22 protein-coding genes and 1 other annotated feature are annotated in these 22,340 nt (G+C 48.0%); of the genes, 8 read left to right on the top strand and 14 right to left on the bottom strand.

What is annotated here, in order from left to right; genetic code table 11:
• Nucleotides 1–463: 463 nt before the first annotated feature.
• The 4 genes from CMQ96_RS07535 to CMQ96_RS07550 form a co-directional block, all read right to left on the bottom strand.
• Nucleotides 464–1,273, bottom strand: a complete 810-nt coding sequence (locus CMQ96_RS07535; RefSeq protein ID WP_038423290.1) for a hypothetical protein — start codon at nt 1,271–1,273, stop codon at nt 464–466.
• 1 nt (nt 1,274) lies between these two features.
• On the bottom strand, nt 1,275–1,733 hold the full coding sequence (locus CMQ96_RS07540; RefSeq protein WP_255256983.1) for a hypothetical protein: 459 nt from the start codon (nt 1,731–1,733) through the stop codon (nt 1,275–1,277).
• Nucleotides 1,734–1,887: 154 nt separating this feature from the next.
• Nucleotides 1,888–2,352: a hypothetical protein gene (locus CMQ96_RS07545; protein ID WP_038423293.1), complete on the bottom strand. Its 465-nt coding sequence runs from the start codon at nt 2,350–2,352 to the stop codon at nt 1,888–1,890.
• 388 nt (nt 2,353–2,740) lie between these two features.
• Nucleotides 2,741–3,025, bottom strand: coding sequence for a helix-turn-helix domain-containing protein (locus CMQ96_RS07550; protein WP_038423294.1), 285 nt, complete (start codon nt 3,023–3,025; stop codon nt 2,741–2,743).
• A gap of 214 nt (nt 3,026–3,239) precedes the next feature.
• Here CMQ96_RS07550 and CMQ96_RS07555 point away from each other — a divergent pair, with 214 nt between their 5' ends.
• The gene (locus tag CMQ96_RS07555) at nt 3,240–3,704 is read left to right on the top strand and encodes a hypothetical protein (protein ID WP_071889571.1); all 465 of its coding nucleotides are present in this window, start codon (nt 3,240–3,242) and stop codon (nt 3,702–3,704) included.
• Nucleotides 3,705–4,089: 385 nt separating this feature from the next.
• Here CMQ96_RS07555 and CMQ96_RS07560 read toward each other — a convergent pair whose 3' ends face one another.
• A complete protein-coding gene (locus CMQ96_RS07560) occupies nt 4,090–4,731 on the bottom strand; it encodes a recombinase family protein (RefSeq protein ID WP_038423296.1) in 642 nt (213 codons plus the stop codon).
• A gap of 382 nt (nt 4,732–5,113) precedes the next feature.
• On the opposite strand from CMQ96_RS07560, the gene CMQ96_RS07565 reads away from it, so the two are divergent.
• From CMQ96_RS07565 to ybaL, 4 genes are all read left to right on the top strand, one after another.
• A complete protein-coding gene (locus tag CMQ96_RS07565) occupies nt 5,114–6,013 on the top strand; it encodes an SIR2 family protein (RefSeq protein ID WP_098066506.1) in 900 nt (299 codons plus the stop codon).
• Nucleotides 6,014–6,204: 191 nt separating this feature from the next.
• The gene (locus CMQ96_RS07570) at nt 6,205–8,073 is read left to right on the top strand and encodes a hypothetical protein (RefSeq protein ID WP_141522380.1); all 1,869 of its coding nucleotides are present in this window, start codon (nt 6,205–6,207) and stop codon (nt 8,071–8,073) included.
• A gap of 338 nt (nt 8,074–8,411) precedes the next feature.
• Entirely contained in the window at nt 8,412–9,632 is a 1,221-nt protein-coding gene (locus CMQ96_RS07575) for an MFS transporter (protein ID WP_024359016.1), read from the top strand.
• A gap of 233 nt (nt 9,633–9,865) precedes the next feature.
• Nucleotides 9,866–11,542: a YbaL family putative K(+) efflux transporter gene (gene ybaL / locus CMQ96_RS07580; RefSeq protein ID WP_024359017.1), complete on the top strand. Its 1,677-nt coding sequence runs from the start codon at nt 9,866–9,868 to the stop codon at nt 11,540–11,542.
• Nucleotides 11,543–11,584: 42 nt separating this feature from the next.
• Here ybaL and CMQ96_RS07585 read toward each other — a convergent pair whose 3' ends face one another.
• The 9 genes from CMQ96_RS07585 to CMQ96_RS07625 form a co-directional block, all read right to left on the bottom strand.
• Nucleotides 11,585–12,889, bottom strand: a complete 1,305-nt coding sequence (locus CMQ96_RS07585; RefSeq protein WP_098066510.1) for an inosine/guanosine kinase — start codon at nt 12,887–12,889, stop codon at nt 11,585–11,587.
• Between the two features lie 63 nt (nt 12,890–12,952).
• On the bottom strand, nt 12,953–13,915 hold the full coding sequence (gene hemH / locus CMQ96_RS07590) for a ferrochelatase (protein WP_004137949.1): 963 nt from the start codon (nt 13,913–13,915) through the stop codon (nt 12,953–12,955).
• A 127-nt stretch (nt 13,916–14,042) separates the two neighbouring features.
• Nucleotides 14,043–14,687 (bottom strand): adenylate kinase, encoded by a 645-nt coding sequence (gene adk, locus CMQ96_RS07595; protein ID WP_004137951.1) that lies wholly within the window; start codon nt 14,685–14,687, stop codon nt 14,043–14,045.
• 176 nt (nt 14,688–14,863) lie between these two features.
• Entirely contained in the window at nt 14,864–16,738 is a 1,875-nt protein-coding gene (htpG, locus tag CMQ96_RS07600) for a molecular chaperone HtpG (RefSeq protein WP_024359018.1), read from the bottom strand.
• A 111-nt stretch (nt 16,739–16,849) separates the two neighbouring features.
• On the bottom strand, nt 16,850–17,455 hold the full coding sequence (recR, locus tag CMQ96_RS07605) for a recombination mediator RecR (RefSeq protein WP_004129946.1): 606 nt from the start codon (nt 17,453–17,455) through the stop codon (nt 16,850–16,852).
• Nucleotides 17,455–17,787, bottom strand: coding sequence for a YbaB/EbfC family nucleoid-associated protein (locus CMQ96_RS07610; protein WP_004129943.1), 333 nt, complete (start codon nt 17,785–17,787; stop codon nt 17,455–17,457). Before CMQ96_RS07610 ends, recR begins: the two co-directional genes overlap by 1 nt.
• A gap of 57 nt (nt 17,788–17,844) precedes the next feature.
• Nucleotides 17,845–19,743: a DNA polymerase III subunit gamma/tau gene (dnaX, locus tag CMQ96_RS07615; protein WP_098066512.1), complete on the bottom strand. Its 1,899-nt coding sequence runs from the start codon at nt 19,741–19,743 to the stop codon at nt 17,845–17,847.
• Nucleotides 18,448–18,512, bottom strand: a sequence feature (DnaX frameshifting element). (Overlaps the previous gene by 65 nt.)
• A 91-nt stretch (nt 19,744–19,834) precedes the next feature.
• Nucleotides 19,835–20,386, bottom strand: a complete 552-nt coding sequence (apt, locus tag CMQ96_RS07620) for an adenine phosphoribosyltransferase (RefSeq protein WP_004129935.1) — start codon at nt 20,384–20,386, stop codon at nt 19,835–19,837.
• A 150-nt stretch (nt 20,387–20,536) separates the two neighbouring features.
• Entirely contained in the window at nt 20,537–20,914 is a 378-nt protein-coding gene (locus CMQ96_RS07625; RefSeq protein ID WP_049088810.1) for a DUF454 family protein, read from the bottom strand.
• Between the two features lie 69 nt (nt 20,915–20,983).
• Here CMQ96_RS07625 and priC point away from each other — a divergent pair, with 69 nt between their 5' ends.
• The 3 genes from priC (at nt 20,984) to CMQ96_RS07640 (ending at nt 22,326) form a co-directional block, all read left to right on the top strand.
• Nucleotides 20,984–21,511, top strand: coding sequence for a primosomal replication protein N'' (gene priC / locus CMQ96_RS07630; protein ID WP_098066514.1), 528 nt, complete (start codon nt 20,984–20,986; stop codon nt 21,509–21,511).
• 14 nt (nt 21,512–21,525) lie between these two features.
• A complete protein-coding gene (rsmS, locus tag CMQ96_RS07635) occupies nt 21,526–21,699 on the top strand; it encodes a pleiotropic regulatory protein RsmS (protein ID WP_004136059.1) in 174 nt (57 codons plus the stop codon).
• Nucleotides 21,700–21,765: 66 nt separating this feature from the next.
• Entirely contained in the window at nt 21,766–22,326 is a 561-nt protein-coding gene (locus CMQ96_RS07640) for an Rpn family recombination-promoting nuclease/putative transposase (RefSeq protein WP_064371474.1), read from the top strand.
• Nucleotides 22,327–22,340: the final 14 nt, after the last annotated feature.

The raw sequence follows: 22,340 nt of genomic DNA on the forward strand, positions 1-22,340 counted from the left end.
ATTGTTCAAAGGGGCCAAGTGCCCCTTTCATTTTATCCATATTTTTCCAGAATCCACTACGACAGTTTATAATATTCTATTGTATATACAGAGTTAGAGCCTATCCCAGTAGGTAATAAACACGGAGTGAGCCTGGTGCTTAGGTCTTTGCAGAAACGTTGCTTCTTATGGCCTTGAGCGTCAAACAGAACTATTTAGAAGTCTATTTTTATCGCTTATTGAGATAGGATCTTAGCTTACATACCCGTCATACTTCAAGTTGATTATGTTTTGGCTGAGTTCACTCACCCCAGTCACTTACTAAAGTAAGTGACTGTCGGCCCCACTTTGTTATCGCCTTCAAACAATTATATCATTTTGAATAAAAAATATAATTAAGATTCATTCCAAGGTTTGCAATACTCATATCAGTTATTAGTAAACCATTAAAATGGTTATTATATCCAGTTGGATTATGTATGGATTAATTGATATCGTTTTTTGGTAATATTATCTTTTCATCATTTTCTTTTTTAAGAGTAAGAGGCGAACTAATATTTGATACATGAAAGCGTTCTAAATGATTCTCAATGAATCTTTGACCTTGATTTGTTAGTCTGTTAATACTTTCATTGAGATTAACAATGTCTCTATTGAGTTCCTCTAAGAAGCGTGTTGACGTTGCGATTATATTTCCCATTTTAGTATCAACTGCTTTAGTAAGGATATCTTTTGCCCTTTCATTATTCCCAAATTTCTCTTCAATTCTTAGAAAATCATGAATAGCATCCTCCATAGCAATATCCTGGAGTTCCTTATACTGTTTAGCTTTATCATAAACGAGTTGCTGTGCACGTGCTTTTAGTTCGAGTTGCATATTTCCAATAGCGTTTATAGTCTCTACATTTAACTTCGTTAGTTGTTCAAGATAAAGAGCTATTGCAGCAGTAGTACGCTCCATACGTTCAAATTCTTTTTCTTTTTTCCACTCTTGAATTTCAGCTACAGTTTTTTCGATTTCCCGTACCCTACGAACTTCAAGATCTACCTCAAGTTCCTTTTCTTGATTTTTTAAATTATGTTCGAACTCCTTTTCTTGAATTCTTATTTCATACTCTGCTTTGGATTGAGCTGTTAGTATTTCAATGTTACGTTTATGTTCAGAGTCTTTTTCTGATTCACTTCTATCATGAGCCCTTGTTTTGAGTGGCTCTGAAGCCCAATCACATAAAACATCAATTGGTTTACTTACACAATCTAGAACTGCACTGCCAAATTTACTAAACCAACTCATATTATTCCCCTAATAATCTGAACTGTCTATCAAAAAGAACTTGATCTTTATTCTTTATGTAATTTAACTCATCCAATCTATCTTTAGATTTATCAAAGATGGAAAAAATTTTTTCAATCTGATTTATTTTATCAATAAGGAAAAATGAGTCTATAACTGAGGTACTTCTGGACTCTTTGAAGCAGATAAACTCTTCCACAATGTATTTTATTTTCTCTTTAGAGTAATTGCCATCAAAATCAGTAACATAGTTGGAAATTTTCTCTAAATTACAGTTTATGAAAATAGAGTATTCTCTTTCAAAAGAAAGTAATAATAGATTTTCTTGATCTTCATATTGAAACAAGCAAGAAAATAGCCGTGAATCTTCATTAACAGTGCGCGAGACAAGATCTTTTCTTGCTTCATACAAAGCCATCAATAACTCAGTCAGTGCTCTTTTCATTGATTTGCGGTACATGTTAATCTTTTGCATTTTCGATGGCGAGACTAAATAAAAAGTGTTCAATAAGTATTCATGTGTATTTTTATACAAAGTATTATATAAAATCTTACACTACTTCACCAAATACAGAATATCAATCAACTGGATAATTTGAACACTCTTTCCTATTTTAGTTATCAACAGATACACTTGGTTTATTTAGTTTAGCCTCTGATCGAATAATCCCTATGGTATCTAGAGTATGTTCTTCAATTAAATTACCGCTTAAGTCCAAACTTTTAGTATAGCTATCGACCAGCTCTTTTAACCATTTTGAAGCAACTTGATTATCAACCTGAGATTGATTAAGCGTTTCAGAGACTTCTTTTAATGTTTCAGAAAAGAATTTAGATCTCTCTTTTCTTAGATCTTCTTGAAGAGTACTCGCAAACTTGATTTCCTCTTTGTATTCCTTGATGAGTTCAAGATAGCTTTTCTCGTAGTTATATAAAACTTCAAGCTTGGATTTAAGAAGTTCAAAATTTACATAACTACTAAGCTCTTTATGTAAAATTTCTGTTAACCTATCATTAATAGAAGCATCTGCCCCTGACTCTTCAACAGCTGATAGTATCACTTGATATAGTTCATTCATTTGTCAACACCCTCTAATTTTAACATAAGTACATCATAATATTTTATACATGTTAATATTCATAAAAATCAAGAAAAACATAGTTTTTTTCAAAAGCGAAAGATGAATTGTACGGATATGACTGCTATCAAGGGAAGGTTCAGAGCTGCTTCTATTAAAAATAGTATCTCTACGGAGCAATATCACTCGTCCCTCCCCTCTTTCAAGGTGATACAATCTGAGATATTTCTTATGCTGAAGTTGGTATACGGATTTACTTAGTTGCAGTCCTTTAAGTATTAGGTTAATAATTTCTCTCAAAAATCATTAAAGTGAAAAGTAAAAGCGAACTTGTTTGCTATGCTTTCAGAATTAGTTAAATAAGATTACATTACAGAGATAAGTATCCTTATCTATATTTCAATAGAATTTCTTTTTTATTCAACTCGCTTAAGGAACCAAACAGAAGTATAAACTGAGCCAAGTCATCTTCAGGTGTGTACAAAAAAGAAACAGGTACATTTAATGCTTTTGCCAGGTTGCAGACTGTTTCGAAATTTGGCGCGTGCTTCCCCTTTTCATACTGGTTAATCCTTGTACTAGCAGATGCTTCATCCAGCCCAGCAAGGATGCCTAGTTTTTCCTGAGTCAGCCCTGCTCGCCGCCGGGCTTCTTTCAACCGTGTAATCAGCATAGTACCAACCCCAATGAACTACGCTGATTATGTTTTTTATTGGTGTACAATTTACTAAGAATTACTTAGTATTTATTACCAAGAGAAACTATGTGTCTGTTGTGACATTGTCCACCGAGTACCTAGTGTCACTCGGTGGACAACATCTCTGTAAACAAGCTACAGGGGCAATGCAGGCATAGTTTTAACAAATTTTATACAAGGAGTTTTCAACGTGTTACAAACAGAATTTTTCCACAAAGCTAAATCAATCTTCTCTTTAAAGCTGACTCTGGCTTTGATACTAACGTTTCCATCAATCGCGATGAGTGCGCAAACAACACAGGCTGATATCGACAGGTTGATGAATTTCAACCCGAGGGCAGAGATAGAACAGGCGATAAGAAATCGAGAAGCTCTGGAGCAACAGAATGCACGAAGAGATCCAGCTAACCCGCGCTGGACATGCAATGGAAAACTAACGAACGAGCAGACAGGAACCTGGAAAAAAGTGACTGTACCAACTTTTGGTACAGGTGTTGAAACAACTCAAACTGCTACTGAGTATCACTTTGAAGAGCAAGACGATACAGGAGCTACTTCATTAACCATTAATAAACGAACCAGAAAAGGCTCTGTGACGATTTTTGATGCGAATGGTAGGGTTACTCATACTGGTGCGTTAAGTAATTGCCGTTAACTCTATGATAACGATGGGGCATCGCCCCATCTGTTTTAGTTAATTAGATAAAATATTATTACGCCTACGGCGTAAGCAGCAAGCTGCTATCTATCTTTTTCTGATTAGTTAGTATTAGTAGTAAGGACTTAGATTCATTATAACACTGATTATTTAAAGCATTTATTCATGCTAATAAAATATTACGCCTACGGCGTAAGCAGCAAGCTGCTATCTATCTTTTCTGGTTAGTTAGTATTAGTAGTAAGGACTTAGATTCATTATAACACTGAATTTTTTAAGCATTTACTAATCAGTAATATATTCTTAGTTAGTTTAGGTTTGAAATCCATTATACACATGATAGCATACTTTTCTTGAAGCAAACTGTATGCTTTATGAGCAATTATTTACCTAAAGCCTTACGCAAAGTATTCCTACTCACCGGAATCCCGGCTTGCTCCAAGTGAGCAAGCATAACTCGTTCAGATGGTTTTTTAGCGGGTAATTTTCTGAGACATTCCAGTATTGATTCATACCGAAGTTGAGTTTCGATTTGTCTTTTTGAGTTTCTCTTTATAACACCAGCTTTTGTATTCTTATTATTATAACCATACTTTTTTCCTTTGCTACGACCAGCACTGAAACCGTCTTTTATTCGTTCAGCGATTCTTTTTCTTTCAAAAGTTGCAACTGAAGCCATGATAGTAAGAATCATCTCACCAATTGGGGAGGATAAATCTAAGGAAATATCTAATACTTTAAGAAATATTTTTTTCTTCTTCAATAAGTTTACTGTATTCAAACAATCAGCGGTATCTCGAAAACCTCTGTCTAATTTCGCTATAACAACGGTATCACCCTTGTTGAGATAGCTTAAGAGTTTTTTTGCTTCTGGACGTTCAATGAAGGGCATTGAACCTGAGATATTGACATCAGAAAAGACCATATCAATATCCAGTTGTGAACGAATTAAATGAATCTGATTATCGGTAGTGCCATTCTCAGAATCTGCTTTTGATACTCGAGTGTATGCATATGTATTCATTATTCTCTCCTTCTAGTTATTATATCTAAAGGAAAGTTAATGTACACAATAATTCTGAAATATAAAAAACACCCTCCTATCTGTTATTACCAATACTACTATAATCGATTTTAGCAGTATTGTCTGTAAATACAGTCAATAGCCTTATAAAAACCTCTTAAAATCTATTTAAAAATACCTTCAAACAGCTATTTTTGATATATTGAACTAACTCTCTTGTATAGATTTTGCATTCTTTCACAGTCAAGGTTGAGTATCTCAGAGAATAAACTCCCAGAGCAGCAAGAATATTGACATTTGTAAAAAATATTTTACAATAAGAGGTGTCTCATGGCTTATTGAAATTTATTCATACAAAATTTTACATCTATAGGATTGGGTTGTGGCTAAACGTATAATTAGCAGAAAAGGCTCATTAATTCAAAGGCTTAAGCTGGAAGAAAAACCAATAACTTTAGTACTGGGTTCAGCTATCTCCAGAAAGCATAATGGCGTAGGTATAGCAGATGTTAATGAAATCAACACGCATATTGGTGATTTTTTAACCAAGAAGGGCTTGAAATCAAATTATAATGAATTTTTGGATGATAATGAATTAAGTGATAACTACCAATCAGGTTTTGAATTTATTGCATCTGTACTTGGTCAAGATTCGATTAATGCCATTATTACTGAAATAGTATTAAGTAATGTAGATCCTGTTAATAATAAGCACAGAATAACGAAAGCAATAAATGATTTGGCTCTATATATTAGAAGCGGCGAAATTAATATTAAAAATATTATAACAACAAATTTTGATACTTTGTTAGAGGAATCATTTAGAGAAAATCTAATACCAAAAACTAGTTTAAGTATTGTGTCCGATTCTCATATAAATGCGATAAGTAGTGATGATATAAAAATTGTTCATATCCATGGAGTCTGGGATAAAAATGACACAATGCATTCCTACAGCCAATTAAATGCAGAAAGAATTAAAATCGAAGCATCTCTTCAAGATTTATTTTTAGATACTTCGGTTTATATAATGGCGTATAGCGGTTGGGAAGATAGTTTTACTAGAGCATTGAGCAATATAGTAAACGTGCAAAGCGCTAACTATTCCATCGCGTGGTGTTTTTACTCTGACTCAAACTCATCTATAGAAGATGATTTTGGTGATTGGTTTAAGGAGCTTAATCCCGCCATAAGCAGAGGGAGAATCCAATTTTTTAAAGGGATAGATTGCAATGTGCTATTTGAAGAAGCTAACTCGGCTTTTTCTGAAAAAAAAAAGTAATAGCCATTGAGAATGAGAATAAGGCACAAATACTTAATCACAGCTATTTTGAGAAAAGAACGGAATACTTATCAACCAGACTTAAAGAGCAAAATTTAGCAGTTTCATATCTTTCTTCATTGAAAAATGTATTTGTTGAGTCCGGCCTAGGATATGGCCTGACTGACTTCATTTATTCAGTTGCACTCCAAATGGGCTACGACAACTCATCAATTTTACGTATTGATCTATCTGATGTAATATCTAAAAAACAACTTGAGACAAAGATAAAAAAAGATGCCGGGTTAGATATTTCTCAGATAATTTATCATTACATAATAAATTATGATGAACATGTTATAATACACTTTGATAATATCTCAAACGACTTGGACTTAGATGCTATTTCTTATATTAGAAATCTTCCATCAATGCTAACGCAAAGCAATAGTATGGCTCTTTTCTTTTTTTCATCTAATGCATTCATTCGTAACTTCAAAGATATTTACGTCAAATTGGAGTGTTTAACTGTTCAAGAAACTTTTGTTGTTTTAAAAAACAGGTTCGATGAGCGTCATTTCACGCAAAGTCAGATTCTTGATTTCCATGATTTGTCTGAAGGAGTAATAAAAAAACTTGATAGAATCATTTATTATCTGGATGATGCATCTGCACAAGATGTTTTAGATAAGAAAAATATTTTCGAAGGGATATCATACTTTAATAATATTTCCGAAAAAACTTTGAGGCAAATAGAACTACTTAAAGACACTCCAGATTATAATCTAACTTATTTACTCGTAAAAATATTAGCAGTATTAAAAAATGGTGAATCACTAAGAAATATCCGTAAAAGTAAAATTGGAGTTAAACTCGATCTTGATCATATAAAACAATTAGTAGATATGGGGATTGCCAAAACCATTGTTATTGATAATATAACATCAATTGCCAAAATAAATCCTATCATAAAAGACTATATACTTTCGCTAATGTCTCATGATGAAATATTTAATATATCAAAAGAATATTTAGGCATTACAATTATTGAAACAAAAGATGGTCTCAAAATAAATTCTACTAACAGAAAAGTTTTAGAAAAAGGCTTTAGTACCGAGGAAGATAATGGGGGGTATTTACTTGTCAATAATATTAATAATTGTATGCATACTTTTGAACTAAAAAGCCAAGATCAAGAAACAATAGAGATTAATACGCGAAGATTAAATAAATTGCTCTTCCTATCAAGAGGTTATGTGTACGCACTTAAAAATGCCTCAATGTATAACGAGGTGATCTCTACTTCTGTTTCTTTACTGAAAACACTCGATAACATTGAGAATGCAGACTGTTATCAATATTATTATTTTATGGCAACATCATTCAGGATGCTAGGTAAATACGATCTAGCACAAAAGCACCTAACACAATGTTTAGAATTATGTTCCTCTGACGATAAATCTATGTTAGCGGATTGCTATATTGAGCAACTGTATATCTACGAAAAAACTGATAAGAACAAAGCTATCGAATTAGCTAAAAGAAGAAAAAAAGAGTTTAGCAGCAGTAGTCTCGCTTATATTATCTCTGATCAAATGATGTCTATCAAAAAAGATCGTAAAGAAAGAATCAAATCATTAAACACATTGATAAAAAAAGCAAGGAAATTAGAATTCCATACAACTGCAAATAATATGGTTCTCGAACTGAGCGCAGATAAAAGCCATGAAGAAAAAGTTGCATCTTTAGATAGCGTACTATCTTCTGAAACCAGTGTCTACAACCAATGCAGAGCGATCATTCAAAAATATGAATCTTATATCGAAAACAATTCATTTGAAAAAATAAAAGAAGACGATATACGTAAACTAAAAAATGTTTACAACTATCTATTCAATCAACGTTTTGATTACCTCTTCCAGAGATGCCATTCTATTCTATGGAATATAGCCGAATACAGAAAAAATAACGATATCATAGCCATGATCTACTTTAAGGGGAGAATAATTTGGATTCTCAATGATGATACAGAAAATGAATTGAGGTACAGTGAAAGGTTCAACTCCTTTTTTAGTGCATGATGGTTTACAAAGGAGATCGGGGTTAATATAACCCCGGGACCTCTTTGAACACCACAAAAAAACCAACAAATTATTAACATAAATTTGATACCTGTGTAGTATCAGTGGTCAGCAATACAAATGTGTATTTTCTAGAGTCTATTGCATAGAGATAAACATGTTCGATAATTTGTTGCTCTCCAGTTTACTGAGTCTTAGTGAGTCCAGCTTTGGTTGGTTTTGAGTCAGTTAGTGCTCTTAACTCGACATTTTCAGATACTGCTTTTTTGACTAAATGAAATTGTTATACAGATAATAATTCCACCTGCATCCTCTATAAAAAACACTTAAGCGAACCTATGGCAATGAATCAGACCGCACAACCCTTATCCGGCCCTGCTGCTGCGCCGCAAAAAGCACGCACTTCGTTTCGCATTCTCGGGGCCATCAGCCTCTCGCATTTGCTGAACGATATGATCCAATCGCTTATTCTGGCTATCTACCCGCTGCTTCAGGCCGAGTTCTCGCTGACCTTTGTGCAGATTGGGATGATCACCCTCACCTTCCAGCTGGCCTCATCGCTACTGCAGCCGGTTGTCGGCTACCTGACCGACAAACACCCGATGCCGTGGTCGCTGCCAATTGGCATGTGCTTTACCCTGAGCGGTCTGGTGCTGCTGGCGATATCCGGCAGCTTCGGGATGGTTCTGCTCGCTGCCGCGCTGGTCGGGACCGGATCGTCGGTCTTTCATCCGGAGTCTTCTCGCGTGGCGCGCATGGCCTCCGGCGGACGTCATGGCCTGGCGCAGTCGATATTCCAGGTCGGCGGCAACTTCGGCAGCTCGTTAGGTCCGCTGCTTGCGGCCCTGATTATCGCGCCTTACGGCAAAGGGAACGTCGGCTGGTTTGTCCTGGCGGCGCTGCTGGCGATCGTCGTGCTGGCGCAGATCAGCCGCTGGTATGCCGCTCAGCACCGTCTGAACAAAGGTAAACCGAAAGCGGTGGTGGTTAATCCGCTGCCGAAAAATAAAGTCATTCTGGCGGTTAGCATCCTGTTAATGCTCATTTTCTCGAAATATTTCTATATGGCGAGCATCAGTAGCTATTACACCTTTTATCTGATGCAAAAGTTCGGATTGTCGGTACAAAATGCCCAGTTCCACCTATTTGCCTTTCTTTTTGCCGTCGCGGCAGGAACGGTGATTGGCGGGCCTGTTGGTGACAAGATTGGGCGTAAATATGTAATTTGGGGCTCTATCCTTGGCGTAGCGCCGTTTACCCTCGTTTTACCCTATGCATCGCTGGAGTGGACCGGTATTTTGACGGTGATTATTGGTTTTATTCTCGCTTCGGCCTTTTCCGCTATTCTGGTCTATGCCCAGGAGCTGCTCCCGGGGCGGATCGGCATGGTTTCTGGTTTGTTTTTCGGTTTCGCCTTTGGCATGGGCGGCCTTGGAGCCGCGGTGCTGGGGCTTTTAGCTGACCATACCAGTATCGAACTGGTCTATAAAATCTGTGCTTTCCTGCCGCTTCTCGGCATTCTGACGATATTTCTTCCTGATAACCGCCAAAAGTCGTGATTATCCGGCAGCCAAAGTGCAACTTTGGCTGCCGCAATCCCTTACTCCATCGGCATTACCCCGCATAACCTGCTGCCATTTGGCTGTCCGTGCCTTTTTAGGCGTCAATTCCATTTTTCTGCAAAATTCAATAATTATTCATAAACAAAACCACTGAAATTGTCATAAACTATTATTCGGTTTTTTGGTTTTTGTGCCGAAAATGGATCAGCTCACCACTGCAAGGAGACGGAATGCACCACGCAACACCGCTAATCACCACCATTGTCGGCGGCCTTGTGCTCGCCTTTATTCTCGGCATGATTGCCAATAAGCTACGTATTTCTCCTCTGGTGGGATATTTATTAGCGGGCGTGCTGGCCGGACCTTTTACCCCGGGTTTTGTTGCTGATACCAAGCTGGCGCCGGAGCTGGCCGAGCTTGGCGTGATCCTGCTGATGTTCGGCGTGGGTCTGCATTTCTCCTTAAAAGATTTGATGGCGGTCAAGGCCATCGCCATCCCGGGCGCTATCGCCCAGATAGCCGTGGCGACGCTGTTGGGCATGGCGCTCTCTGCCATGCTGGGCTGGTCGTTAATGACCGGCATCGTCTTTGGTTTGTGTCTTTCTACCGCCAGTACCGTGGTGCTGCTGCGCGCGCTGGAAGAACGACAGCTTATTGATAGCCAGCGGGGGCAAATCGCCATCGGCTGGCTGATTGTTGAAGATCTGGTGATGGTGCTGACGCTGGTGCTGCTGCCAGCGGTCGCAGGCATGACGGAGAAAGGCGACGTGGGTCTGGCTTCCCTGGCCCTCGATATGGGCATTACCATTGGTAAAGTCGTCGCCTTTATCGCGATTATGATGCTGGTGGGCCGCCGCCTGGTGCCGTGGATTATGTCACGCAGCGCGGCAACCGGTTCGCGCGAACTGTTTACCCTGTCGGTACTGGCGTTAGCGCTCGGCATCGCCTTCGGCGCCGTTGAGCTGTTTGACGTCTCCTTCGCCCTCGGCGCCTTTTTCGCCGGTATGGTGCTCAATGAATCCGAACTCAGCCATCGCGCGGCCCACGATACGCTGCCGCTGCGCGACGCGTTCGCCGTGCTGTTCTTTGTCTCCGTGGGAATGCTGTTTGATCCGATGATCCTGCTTGAGCAGCCGCTGGCGGTGCTCGCGACGCTGGCCATCATTATTTTCGGTAAATCGGCCGCCGCTTTCTTCCTGGTGCGGATGTTTGGCCACTCGCCGCGCACTGCCCTGACCATTGCCGCCAGTCTGGCGCAAATCGGTGAATTCGCCTTTATTCTTGCCGGTCTGGGAATGGCGCTGGATCTGCTGCCGCAGGCCGGGCAGAACCTGGTGCTTGCCGGCGCCATTATCTCCATCATGCTCAACCCGGTCCTGTTTACCCTGCTGGAAAAATACCTCGATAAAACGGAGACGCTGGACGAACAGACGCTGGAAGAAGTGCTGGAAGATGAGAAACAGATCCCCGTTGATATCTGTAACCATGCGCTGCTGGTCGGTTTTGGTCGCGTAGGGAGCCTGCTTGGTGAAAAACTGATGGCTCAGGGGATACCGCTGGTGGTTATCGAAACGTCGCGCACCCGCGTTGACGAACTGCGCGCGCGGGGTATTCGCGCGGTATTAGGCAACGCCGCCAATGAAGAGATTATGAATCTGGCGCATCTGGACTGCGCACGCTGGCTGCTGCTGACCATTCCTAACGGCTACGAGGCCGGGGAAATCGTCGCTTCCGCACGAGAAAAATGCCCAAATATCGAGATCATCGCGCGCGCGCATTACGACGATGAGGTGGAGTATATCGTCGAACGCGGCGCCAACCAGGTGGTGATGGGCGAACGAGAAATCGCCCGCGCCATGCTTAAGCTGCTTGAAACGCCGCCAGCCGGCGAGCTTATTACCGGTTAATGCTTCGGCCCCGGATGACCGGGGCCAGCTTTATCCGGCCGCTTAACGATCCCAGTAGGCCTCTTCCAGGCTGTCTTCACGCTCCGGCAGGCCGCGGGTCAGACGCGGTGAATGCTGGTTCAGCACCTGATAGCTCACGCGGTTAGCGTATTTACACACCTGCGCCAGCGAGGAATAGGTTAGCCATTTGCATTTGTGCTTGCTGGAGTTCGGCACGTTATTGCGATGATAATTATTAGCGGTGATGTCGTGCAGCAGCGCCGCCAGCGCGCCGTCGCCCGCGCCGTTGGTATTCATGATCTTCTCCGGCCCGCCCATATAGGGTGCGATATGGGAATAAATACGCAGCGGATTTTCGCAATCCTGATGACGCATCGCGCGGCTGAATTCATACTGGTTAAACTCGGCAATCGCGCCCGGCAGCAGCGGATGCTGCGTTTTGCGCTTAGCCTCATCCTCGGTAAAGCTGGCCATATACAGCCCGGCAGGCCCGGCGGTGCACAGCACCAGGTCAACCCATTCCAGCGCCTTGTCGGAAGCCAGCAGCGGATCGGACAGCCCGGTCAGCGCTTCCGCCTCCTCTTCATTCATCGCCAGAATGGAAACGTGCTCTTTGAGGAACGCCTGCCACCACGCCGGATTATCGGCGATGACGTATTTAGTCCCCAGGGTCAGGACCACCGGTACATCGTGCTTTTTCGCATATGCGATGGCCTGCATCGTCGCGTCCTGCATCGGCTCGCCCGGCTTGCAGCGGACGAGATAGGAGGTCAGCACCAGCGCGGAAGCGCCGGCGATTACGCTTTCCGGAATGCTTTCCGGGCGGAGCTTATTCATATGGCCGGGGCTGATCGCAAAGGTGCGCTCGCCGGAGTCGCTAATAAGGGTAAAGCAGCGACCAATCGCGCCATCCACCCCTTGCAGATAGTTCAGATCGGTACGGCTGGAGGTGTTGCACAGGTAGCGATAGGCGTAGCCGCCGATTTCAATATTGCTGCACATCACGCCAAGCAGAACCGAGCGGTCATCCGCCAGCACCGAGTAGTTGTGCATGGTGTTTCCGATGGTACCGCCGGCAAACTGATGGGTAATCAGGTCGTTGCGGACCAGTTCCTGGTACAGCGCCTCGGCGACGTCATCTTCAATCACCAGCGAATGCCCGGCGCTCAGGCCGTAGCGTACGATAAACGCCTCATCCACTTTCGCTTCGATATCAACGAGGGTTTGATCGATGCCGACGACCCAGGCGACGTTAGATTCATTATCCGGCTGAATTTGCTGCAGCAGCGGATCGCGAGCATTGACGGGAAAGTAGTGTTTGGATTTGCGTTTACCGGGAAATTTCATAGTGGCGATTTATTGGCAGTGAACAAGCGGGGAATAGTAGCATACTCCCCGCCGCACGCGCGATCAGCGATATTTCGCCGTCAGGTTGACCATCATTTCAATATGCGCGGTGTCCGCATTAAGCGCCGGAATGTACTCATATTGCTGGCCGCCAGCCTCGAGGAAGATTTCCCGATTTTGCACGGCAATCTCCTCCAGCGTCTCCAGGCAATCGGCGGCAAAGCCGGGACAGATAACCTGGATATGCTTCACCCCTTTCTCACCGAGCATTTTCAGCGTTTCGTCGGTATAAGGCGTCAGCCAGGGCTCACGACCAAAGCGCGACTGGAACGTCATCATCACCCGGTCATGCGGCAGACCCAGGGCGGAAACCAGCTCACGGGTGGTATCGCGACAGCGCTGAGGATAGGTATCCCCCTGCTGCGCGTAACGCTGCGGGATCCCATGATAGGAGAGCAGCAGTAAATCCGGCTCGCCGTGCACCGCAAAGGACGCGCGCACGCTGGCGGCCAGCGCGTGAATATAGTCCACGTCATCGGCGTAGTCGCGAATAAAAGAGATTCCGGGGATCGCGCGCTTTTTGGCAAGAATACGCCCCAGCTCATCCCACACCGCCGCCACGGTGGAGCAGGAGTATTGCGGATAGAGCGGTAGCACCACGATGTGATCCACGCCCTGCGCCAGCAGTTCATCGACCGCGCTCTCCAGCGACGGCGAACCATAGCTCATCCCCAGCGCCACCGGCGTATCCGCAAGCCGCGCGGCCAGCGCCTGCCGCTGCTGCTGGCTGTAGACCATCAGCGGCGAGCCTTCTTCCATCCAGATGGACTGATAGAGCTTAGCGACCCTGGGGGCGCGCAGGGGCAGTATCACGCCGCGCAGCAGCGGCCACCACAGTAGACGGGAGGTATCCACCACGCGCTTGTCGCTGAGAAACTGTCGCAGATAGCGCTTTACCGCGTCGGGCGTGGGCGCATCGGGAGTGCCTAAATTGGCTAATAAGATACCTGTTTTCGTCTGATGCATTACCGCCTCTTAACCATTTGAATCGCTGACAATTGTAGCTGAAATGGCGCTAAACGGAACCAATCATAGAAAAAGGTAAAATGAGAGGAGTTCTCACCCCGCCGCTGCGGGATGAGAACTAACGGAATTAACCGAGGATTTTTTCCAGTTCAGCGCGAACGTCGGCCACCGCTTTGGTGCCATCGACTTTCGCGTATTGGGTGTTGCCCGCTTCCGCTTCTTTCTGATAGTAGCCGATCAGCGGAGCCGTCATCTGATGGTATTCAACCAGACGCTTACGCACGGTCTCTTCCTGATCGTCTTTACGGGTGGTCAGCTCTTCGCCGGTCACGTCGTCTTTGCCTTCAACTTTCGGCGGATTAAATTTAATGTGGTAAACGCGTCCGGAAGCTGCGTGAACGCGACGGCCGATAATGCGGTCAACGATCAGTTCGTCAGGAACGTCGAATTCCAGCACGTAATCCACGGCGATGCCCGCTTCTTTCATGGCGTCAGCCTGCGGAATGGTGCGCGGGAAGCCGTCCAGCAGGAAACCGTTGCGGCAATCTTCCTGAGTAATACGCTCTTTAACCAGGGCGATAACCAGTTCGTCGGTGACCAGCTTACCGGCGTCCATAATATCTTTCGCCTGTTTGCCCAGCTCGGAGCCTGACTTCACCGCGGCACGCAGCATGTCGCCGGTGGAGATTTGCGGAATACCGTATTTCTCCATGATGAACTGAGCCTGAGTTCCTTTACCCGCGCCCGGAGCGCCAAGCAGAATAATACGCATTACGAAAATCCCCTCAAAAGTTGATTCAATTTTTCAAAAAACGCTAAACCATACCACCAGAACGCGGATGGCTCAAGGAAGGCGGGGCGGCTGAAACGGTTAATGGTGAGATATTTTACGTATCGTGCGGTTTGATACCCTCTCCCAGCGGGAGAGGGTTAGGGTGAGGGTAAAGATTACGACGCCAGCAGCTGGTTCATACGGCGGATAAACTGGTTTGGATCTTCCAGCGTACCGCGCTCGGCCAGCAGCGCCTGATCGAGCAGCAGCTCAACCCACTCGCCGAACTGCGCATCATCCTGGGTATCCGCCGCGCGTTTTACCAGCGGATGCAGCGGGTTCAGCTCAAAGATGTATTTCACTTCCGGCGCGGCCTGGCCCGCAGCGGCAAACAGTTTCGCCATCTGGGTGCTCATCTCGTCCGCGTCGGTGGTGACGATGGCCGGCGTATCGGTCAGACGATGGGTCAGACGAACCTCTTTCACCCGGTCGCCGAGCAGGGTTTTGGCACGCTCAACGAACGGCTCCAGCGCCTTCTCGGCTTCTTTGGTGGTTTCATCCACTTCGTCCGTCAGCTTATCCAGCGACTCATCGGCTTTCGCCACCGACTGGAACGGCTTGCCGTCGAACTCGGTCAGATAGCTCATCATCCACTCGTCGATGCGATCGGAAAGCAGCAGCACTTCGATGCCTTTCTTACGCAGCAGTTCCAGATGCGGGCTGCTCTTCGCGGCGGCGTAGCTGTCGGCGGTAATATAGTAAATCTTCTCCTGCCCTTCTTTCATGCGGGAGACGTACTCTTCCAGCGACACGGTCTGCGCGGCGGAGTCGGTATGGGTACTGGCGAAGCGCAGCAGTTTGGCGATGGCCTGCTGGTTGGCCTGATCTTCCGCCGGGCCTTCTTTCAGCACGAGGCCAAACTGCTGCCAGAAGGTCTGATATTTTTCCGCGTCGTCTTTCGCCAGTTTCTCCAGCATCTGCAGGGCGCGCTTGCTCAGCGCGGTACGCAGATTGCGGGTGACGCTGCTGTCCTGGAGAATTTCACGCGACACGTTCAGCGGCAGATCGTTGGAGTCGACCAGCCCGCGGACGAAGCGCAGATAGTTGGGCATAAACTGCTCGGCGTCATCCATGATGAAGACGCGCTGCACGTACAGCTTCAGGCCGTGTTTATGATCGCGATTCCACATATCCCACGGCGCCTGCGACGGGATATACAGCAGGCTGGTGTACTCCTGCTTACCTTCAACGCGGTTGTGGCTCCAGGTCAGCGGATCGCTGTAATCGTGGGCAATATGCTTGTAGAACTCGTTGTACTCGTCGTCTTTGATTTCCGACTTATTGCGCGTCCACAGCGCCTGGGCTTTGTTGATTTTCTCCCAGGAGATCACGCTTTCGCCGTCCACTTCTTCGCGTTTTTCAATTTCCACCGGCAGCGCGATGTGATCGGAGTATTTGCTGATGATCGAACGCACGCGCCAGTCGTTGAGGAAATCATCCTCGCCTTCGCGCAGGTGCAGCGTGATCTCGGTACCGCGATCGGCTTTGTTAATGTCGGCAACGGTATATTCGCCTTCGCCAGCGGATTCCCAGAATACGCCGTTTTCGGCGCTGTCGCCCGCCGCGCGGGTACGGACGGTGACTTTATCGGCAACAATAAACGCCGAGTAGAAACCTACGCCGAACTGGCCAATCAGCTGGCTGTCTTTCGCCTGGTCAGAGCCCATGGATTCAAGGAACGCCTTGGTGCCGGACTTGGCGATGGTGCCGAGATGGTCGATGACTTCATCGCGGTTCATACCGATGCCGTTATCGGCGATGGTCAGGGTGCGGTTGTCTTTATCAAATGAAACACGCACGCGCAGTTCGCCGTCGCCTTCGTACAGATCCGGCTGGGACAGCGCGCGGAAGCGCAGCTTGTCGGCCGCATCGGAGGCGTTGGAAATCAGCTCACGCAGGAAAATTTCTTTATTGGAGTAAAGAGAATGGATCATCAGGTGCAGAAGCTGTTTGACCTCTGACTGAAAACCACGAGTTTCTTGTCCTTTCATCTAAATCAACCTCAACAATGCCATTGTTAATGGTAAAAAAACCGTTGAGGGTGAGATGGGGACAGAGGGAGAGGTTTTCAAGCGGAGGCCCCGAAAAGCGCCTCCGTTTGATTAAAAACGAATCTTATGCCGCCCGGCGAGAGAGTGGGACAGCGTTGTGCCGTCAACCATTTCCAGCTCGCCGCCAACCGGAACGCCATGGGCGATACGGCTCGCGTCTACGCCATACTGCGCGCAGAGCTCGGCGATATAATTCGCCGTCGCCTCTCCTTCCACCGTTGGGTTGGTCGCAAGGATCACTTCCTGCATTGATTCGTCACGCAGACGCTGCTCCAGACGATCGAGCCCGATGTCATCCGGCCCAATCCCGTCAAGCGGCGACAGGTGGCCCATCAGCACAAAATAGCGACCGGAAAACTGCCCGGTCTGCTCGATAGCGTAGATATCCGCTGGGCTCTCTACCACGCAAATCTGGCCGTTTTCCTTGCGCCGAGGGTTGCTGCAAATATTGCATACCTCCTGCTCGGTGAAGGTGCGGCAATCGGCGCAGTGGCCGATTTCCGACATCGCGCGCGTGAGCGCCTGCGCCAGGCGCATCCCGCCGCTGCGGTCACGCTGCAGCAGGGTAAACGCCATGCGCTGCGCCGACTTCGGGCCAACGCCCGGCAGGCAGCGCAGTGCTTCCATAAGCTGCGTTAACAGCGGACTGGTCTGCATCAGAACGGCATCTTAAAGCCTGGCGGCAGCTGCATACCGGCGGACACGGACGCCATTTTTTCTTTCTGCGTTTCTTCGATGCGGCGGGCGGCGTCGTTAAACGCGGCGGCCACCAGATCTTCCAGCATGTCTTTGTCGTCTTCCAGCAGGCTCGGGTCGATCTCAACGCGACGGCAGTTGTGCGCGCCGTTGATGGTGACTTTTACCAGCCCAGCGCCGGACTCACCGGTCACTTCCAGACGGGCCACTTCTTCCTGCATCTGCTGCATTTTTTCTTGCATCTGCTGGGCCTGCTTCATCAGGTTACCCAGACCGCCTTTTCCACCAAACATAGGCTTCTCTCTCAGTAAGTCATCGTTAAGGATGCTGACCGCAAGTCAGACTTGCAATCAAATGGGGCGAATACTCTCTTCATCCAGGTCCGCATCGAAGAATCGACGCAGGGTCTGAATGTTATTATCCGCAATAATCGCTTCACGCGCCTGCGCGAGCTTTTCTTCATAAATTGCCTGCCGCCACTCAAGCGGCGTGCGCATCGCGGGATTATCATCTTCCACGATGGTCAATTCAACCGGCGTACCGTACAAAATGCCGAGCGCTTCCGCCAGCTTTTGCTGCGCGCCCGCCGAATTCAGGTGACGCTGGCTCGGACGCAGATGCAGACAGACGCGATTGCCCTCCTGCTCTTTCCAGGCGTTAAGGGCCACCTGCTCCACCAGTTTTGGCACCGCGAGCTGGCTGACTTCCGCCGCCCAACTATCGCGCTCGACCGCTTCGACTGCCAGTTTCGCCGCCAGTTCCGGCGTTTTTTCATGCTCCAGCGCTTTTTTCAGCGCCTTCGGCGTCGCCACTTCTTCTTTTACGGTTTCAACAACCGTCGTCGATTTCCAGCGATAGGCTTCTTTTTTCGCCGGGGCTTTTTCCAGCGCAGCCGCAGCCGGACGCGCCTGTACGCGCTCGGTAATCGAACTCAGTCGTTCCAGCGCAGCGTTATTCACCGGCCGCGCGCGGGAAGCGGCTGCCGGTTCACTCTTTTTTGGGGTGGGCGCTCCCTGGCTACGCTGCAGCTGGCTGCGCGCCGCCAGCACCTGGCTGGTGGTCTGCGGCAAATTCGGCGGCGGCGCGGATTCCGGAACGGCCTGCTGGACAGGTGCGGCCTGAATGGCCGGCATCGGCGGCGCCTCCGGTTCCGGTAATGGCATACGCGGATGGAAAGCCAGCGCACGCAGAAGCGTCATTTCGACCCCCATTCGTCTGTCCGGGGCGTACGGGAGCTCTTTACGGCCAATCAGTAGCGTTTGATAGTACAGCTGAACATCGGTTGGCGGCACCGTCCGCGCCAGCTCGCGCATACGCAGCTCAATCGCGGCCATATCCGCGCCCAGCGCCGACGGCGAGAGCTGAACCATCGCAATACGGTGCAGCAGGCTCTGCATCTCCACCAGCAAGGCCTCCCACTCCACGCCGCGGGCGGCAGCCTCATTCACACCAGCCATGACCCGCTCGCCATCGGCAGCCACCAGCGCTTCAATCAGCGATAGCGCCTGATCGTCGTCAAGGGTGCCGAGCATGGCGCTAACGGACTCTGCCGTCAGACGACCGTCGCCGCTGGCAATGGCCTGATCGGTCAGACTTAACGCATCGCGCAAGCTACCGTCCGCCGCGCGCGACAGCAGCTGCAGCGCGCGCGGTTCAAAAGCAATCTGCTCGGCGCCGAGAATATGCTCCAGCTGATGGCGAATCTGTTCGACGTCCAGCGCCTTGAGATGGAACTGCAGGCAGCGGGAAAGAATCGTTACCGGCAGCTTCTGCGGATCGGTCGTCGCCAGCAGAAATTTAACGTGCGCCGGCGGCTCCTCCAGCGTTTTTAACAACGCGTTGAAGCTGTGGCGCGAGAGCATATGAACTTCATCGATCAAATAGACCTTGAAGCGGCCGCGGGCCGGCGCGTACTGGACGTTATCCAGCAGATCGCGGGTATCTTCGACTTTGGTACGCGAGGCGGCATCGATCTCTATCAGATCGACAAAGCGCCCCTGTTCTATTTCACGGCAGTTATCGCAGACGCCGCAAGGCGTGGCGGTGATGCCGGTTTCGCAGTTTAATCCTTTTGCCAACAGGCGCGCGATAGAGGTTTTACCCACGCCGCGGGTGCCGGAAAAAAGATATGCGTGATGAATGCGCCCTAACGACAAGCCGTTCGCCAGTGCGGTCAGCACATGTTCCTGGCCGACGACGTCAGCAAAGGTTTGTGGGCGCCATTTACGGGCTAAGACCTGATAACTCATGGGCTGGCTCTGAAACGCTGGAAGGTGAAATCACGAGGGGTCATGCTATCACAGCCCCGCTCAATCAGCGAGGCTATGTGGCGGGATTTGCTTAGTGGCCCGGGAAAGGGACCAGGCTGTAGCAGTTGATTCCCAGTTTTTCCAGGCGCTGCTCGCCGCCCAGATCGAACAGATTGATAATAAAGGCCGCGTCATGCACTTCACCGCCCAGACGACGGATGAGCTTCACGGTGGCGTCGATGGTGCCGCCGGTCGCCAGCAGATCGTCAACCACCAGCACCTTATCGCCTGCTTTAATGGCATCAACATGGATTTCCAGCTGATCGGTGCCGTACTCCAGCTCGTAGCTTTCCGCGATGGTTTCACGCGGCAACTTACGCGGCTTACGTACCGGAACAAAGCCTACGCCCAGCGCCAGCGCAACCGGTGCGCCAAACAAAAAGCCGCGCGCCTCGGTGCCCACCACTTTGGTAATACCCGCGTCTTTATAACGCTCGGCCAGCAGCTCAATGCTGAGCGCATAGGCCTTCGGGTCTTCCAGCAAGCTGGTGACATCACGGAAAAGGATGCCAGGTTTCGGATAGTCCTGGATGCTTTGGATGCTGTTCTTCAGATATTCAAGCTGCTGTGCTGTTGCGGTCATAAGTTTATGCCTGATTAAAACGGTGTTACTCGCGGACATGCAAAATGGGCCAAGGAAACTTTTGTTTAACCTTTGACCAGGCTTACCCGCGCTCGAAAACGCCAGAATTTACTGGCTGTCAGCGACAATTGCAACCATCATTATTGCGCATCAGTGCTTTTGTTGCTTTGCATCAACCACCGGAATGCGCCACATAAATATCAGCAGACAGGCCAGAACGATCAGCAGCAAGATGCGCACCCAAGTAAGATTAACCAGCCACAGGGAAATAGCAAAGGTCAGTAAAATCATCACCACCGCCCGCGGCTTAGCGCCCGGTGGCATAGCACGGTATTGCTGCCAGTGGCGCAGGTAGCCGCCAAACCATGAGCGGTACAATAGCCACTGGTGAAAGCGCGGCGACGAGCGGGCGAAACACCAGGCGGCAAGCAGGATAAACGGCGTCGTCGGCAGTAGCGGTAAAAAAACGCCCAGCGTTCCCAGCGCCACCGACAGCCAGCCAATGATGATCAAAATAATACGTGGCATAATGCGAATCGTTATCAAGAAGATAACGCTAATGTAGCACAGTTGCTTATCAGGGGATGGAGGAGTTATTTGAAAACCACCCGGCTTTTACATTCGCTGGAAAATCAGCTTGCGGAACTGGCCGCTCAGGTAGCGCCGATGGCGAATCACGCGACCCTCAGCCCGCGTTTCGATCGCCAGCTGTTCCGAACCCGCAGCACGCAGATGCAGGCTTATCTTGATGAAGCCAGAGATCGCTTTACGGAATTAAAACAGGCGGTCGAGCGCCAGCAGCTGGCGCAGGTTGCCTGGCTGGCGGAACGTCTTGTGGCTCAAATCGCCGCGATTAGCCGGGAAACGGCGACCTGGTCATTACGCGCCTGGGATAGCGCGTCGCCGACGCTTACCCGCTGGCAGCGGAGTCGGATACAGCATCAGGAGTATGAACGGCGCCTGCTGGCCATGCGCAACGATCGCCAGAGACAGCTGGCGCAAGCCATCAGCCTTGATGACCAGCAGCGGCTGGCAAAGGAAGTTGAGGCGTATGCCGGACGCCTCGCCCGCTGTCGCGATGCGCTGGAAAAAATTGAAAACAGGCTGGCCCGCTTAACACGCTAACTGGAGGGAGAAGTATGTCGCTGGAAAATGCGCCTGACGAGATCAAGCTGGCGGTCGATTTAATTATGCTGCTTGAGGAAAATAAAGTCCCTGCGCAAACCGTGCTAGCCGCGCTGGAAATTATCCGTCGTGACTATGAAAACAAAGTAAAAAGTGCGGAAGGGGCCTCGCAAAACGCGCCAGAGTAGTCTGTTGCCGAATCGGTGGGGGTGGCAGAGTCATCGCCTGCCCCTTACCACCACGGATAGATGCTCATGGAAAGATTCTCACGTACGCCGCACGATGCCATTTTTCGTCAAATGCTGACCCAGAAAGAGGTCGCTCGCGATTTTTTACAGCTTTACCTTCCCGCGCCGTTTTTAAGTATCTGCGATCTCAATACGCTGCAGCTGGCGTCCGGCAGCTTTATCGAAGAGGACCTGCGATCCAGCGACTCCGACATTCTCTACTCCCTGCAAACGCGGCACGGCGCTGGGTATATCTACGCGCTGATTGAACATCAAAGCTCGCCGGATAAGCTGATGGCTTTTCGCCTGATGCGCTATATGCTGCAGGCGGGATCCACGGAAAAACCCGGGCCACTCATTCGCGAACTGGCGAAGCAGTCACCCAGGCACAAGGAGCTAATGATGACGATTGCCGAATGGCTGGAAGAGAAAGGTCGTAAAAAAGGTAGAAAAGAAGGAAGGCTGGAGGGGCGTAAAGAAAACTCGCGCAGCATTGCCCTGAAAATGCTCGCCAGCGGGCTGGATCCAAAGATGGTGATGGAGCTGACCGGCCTGAGCCAGGAAGAACTCTCCTCGCTCAGCCCTTAAAACCTGCGGGGCGG

Source organism: Klebsiella sp. MBT K-1 (assembly GCF_002556465.1).
In the GTDB taxonomy this organism is placed as follows: Bacteria; Pseudomonadota; Gammaproteobacteria; order Enterobacterales; family Enterobacteriaceae; genus Klebsiella; species Klebsiella grimontii.

Coding starts and splice junctions, on each gene's coding strand:
- CMQ96_RS07535 (WP_038423290.1), bottom strand. CDS start 1,273: ATGAGTTGGTTTAGTAAATTTGGCAGTGCAGTTCTAGATTGTGTAAGT.
- CMQ96_RS07540 (WP_255256983.1), bottom strand. CDS start 1,733: ATGTACCGCAAATCAATGAAAAGAGCACTGACTGAGTTATTGATGGCT.
- CMQ96_RS07545 (WP_038423293.1), bottom strand. CDS start 2,352: ATGAATGAACTATATCAAGTGATACTATCAGCTGTTGAAGAGTCAGGG.
- CMQ96_RS07550 (WP_038423294.1), bottom strand. CDS start 3,025: ATGCTGATTACACGGTTGAAAGAAGCCCGGCGGCGAGCAGGGCTGACT.
- CMQ96_RS07560 (WP_038423296.1), bottom strand. CDS start 4,731: ATGAATACATATGCATACACTCGAGTATCAAAAGCAGATTCTGAGAAT.
- CMQ96_RS07570 (WP_141522380.1), top strand. CDS start 6,205: ATGGGCTACGACAACTCATCAATTTTACGTATTGATCTATCTGATGTA.
- CMQ96_RS07575 (WP_024359016.1), top strand. CDS start 8,412: ATGGCAATGAATCAGACCGCACAACCCTTATCCGGCCCTGCTGCTGCG.
- ybaL (WP_024359017.1), top strand. CDS start 9,866: ATGCACCACGCAACACCGCTAATCACCACCATTGTCGGCGGCCTTGTG.
- CMQ96_RS07585 (WP_098066510.1), bottom strand. CDS start 12,889: ATGAAATTTCCCGGTAAACGCAAATCCAAACACTACTTTCCCGTCAAT.
- hemH (WP_004137949.1), bottom strand. CDS start 13,915: ATGCATCAGACGAAAACAGGTATCTTATTAGCCAATTTAGGCACTCCC.
- adk (WP_004137951.1), bottom strand. CDS start 14,687: ATGCGTATTATTCTGCTTGGCGCTCCGGGCGCGGGTAAAGGAACTCAG.
- htpG (WP_024359018.1), bottom strand. CDS start 16,738: ATGAAAGGACAAGAAACTCGTGGTTTTCAGTCAGAGGTCAAACAGCTT.
- recR (WP_004129946.1), bottom strand. CDS start 17,455: ATGCAGACCAGTCCGCTGTTAACGCAGCTTATGGAAGCACTGCGCTGC.
- CMQ96_RS07610 (WP_004129943.1), bottom strand. CDS start 17,787: ATGTTTGGTGGAAAAGGCGGTCTGGGTAACCTGATGAAGCAGGCCCAG.
- dnaX (WP_098066512.1), bottom strand. CDS start 19,743: ATGAGTTATCAGGTCTTAGCCCGTAAATGGCGCCCACAAACCTTTGCT.
- apt (WP_004129935.1), bottom strand. CDS start 20,386: ATGACCGCAACAGCACAGCAGCTTGAATATCTGAAGAACAGCATCCAA.
- CMQ96_RS07625 (WP_049088810.1), bottom strand. CDS start 20,914: ATGCCACGTATTATTTTGATCATCATTGGCTGGCTGTCGGTGGCGCTG.
- rsmS (WP_004136059.1), top strand. CDS start 21,526: ATGTCGCTGGAAAATGCGCCTGACGAGATCAAGCTGGCGGTCGATTTA.
- CMQ96_RS07640 (WP_064371474.1), top strand. CDS start 21,766: ATGGAAAGATTCTCACGTACGCCGCACGATGCCATTTTTCGTCAAATG.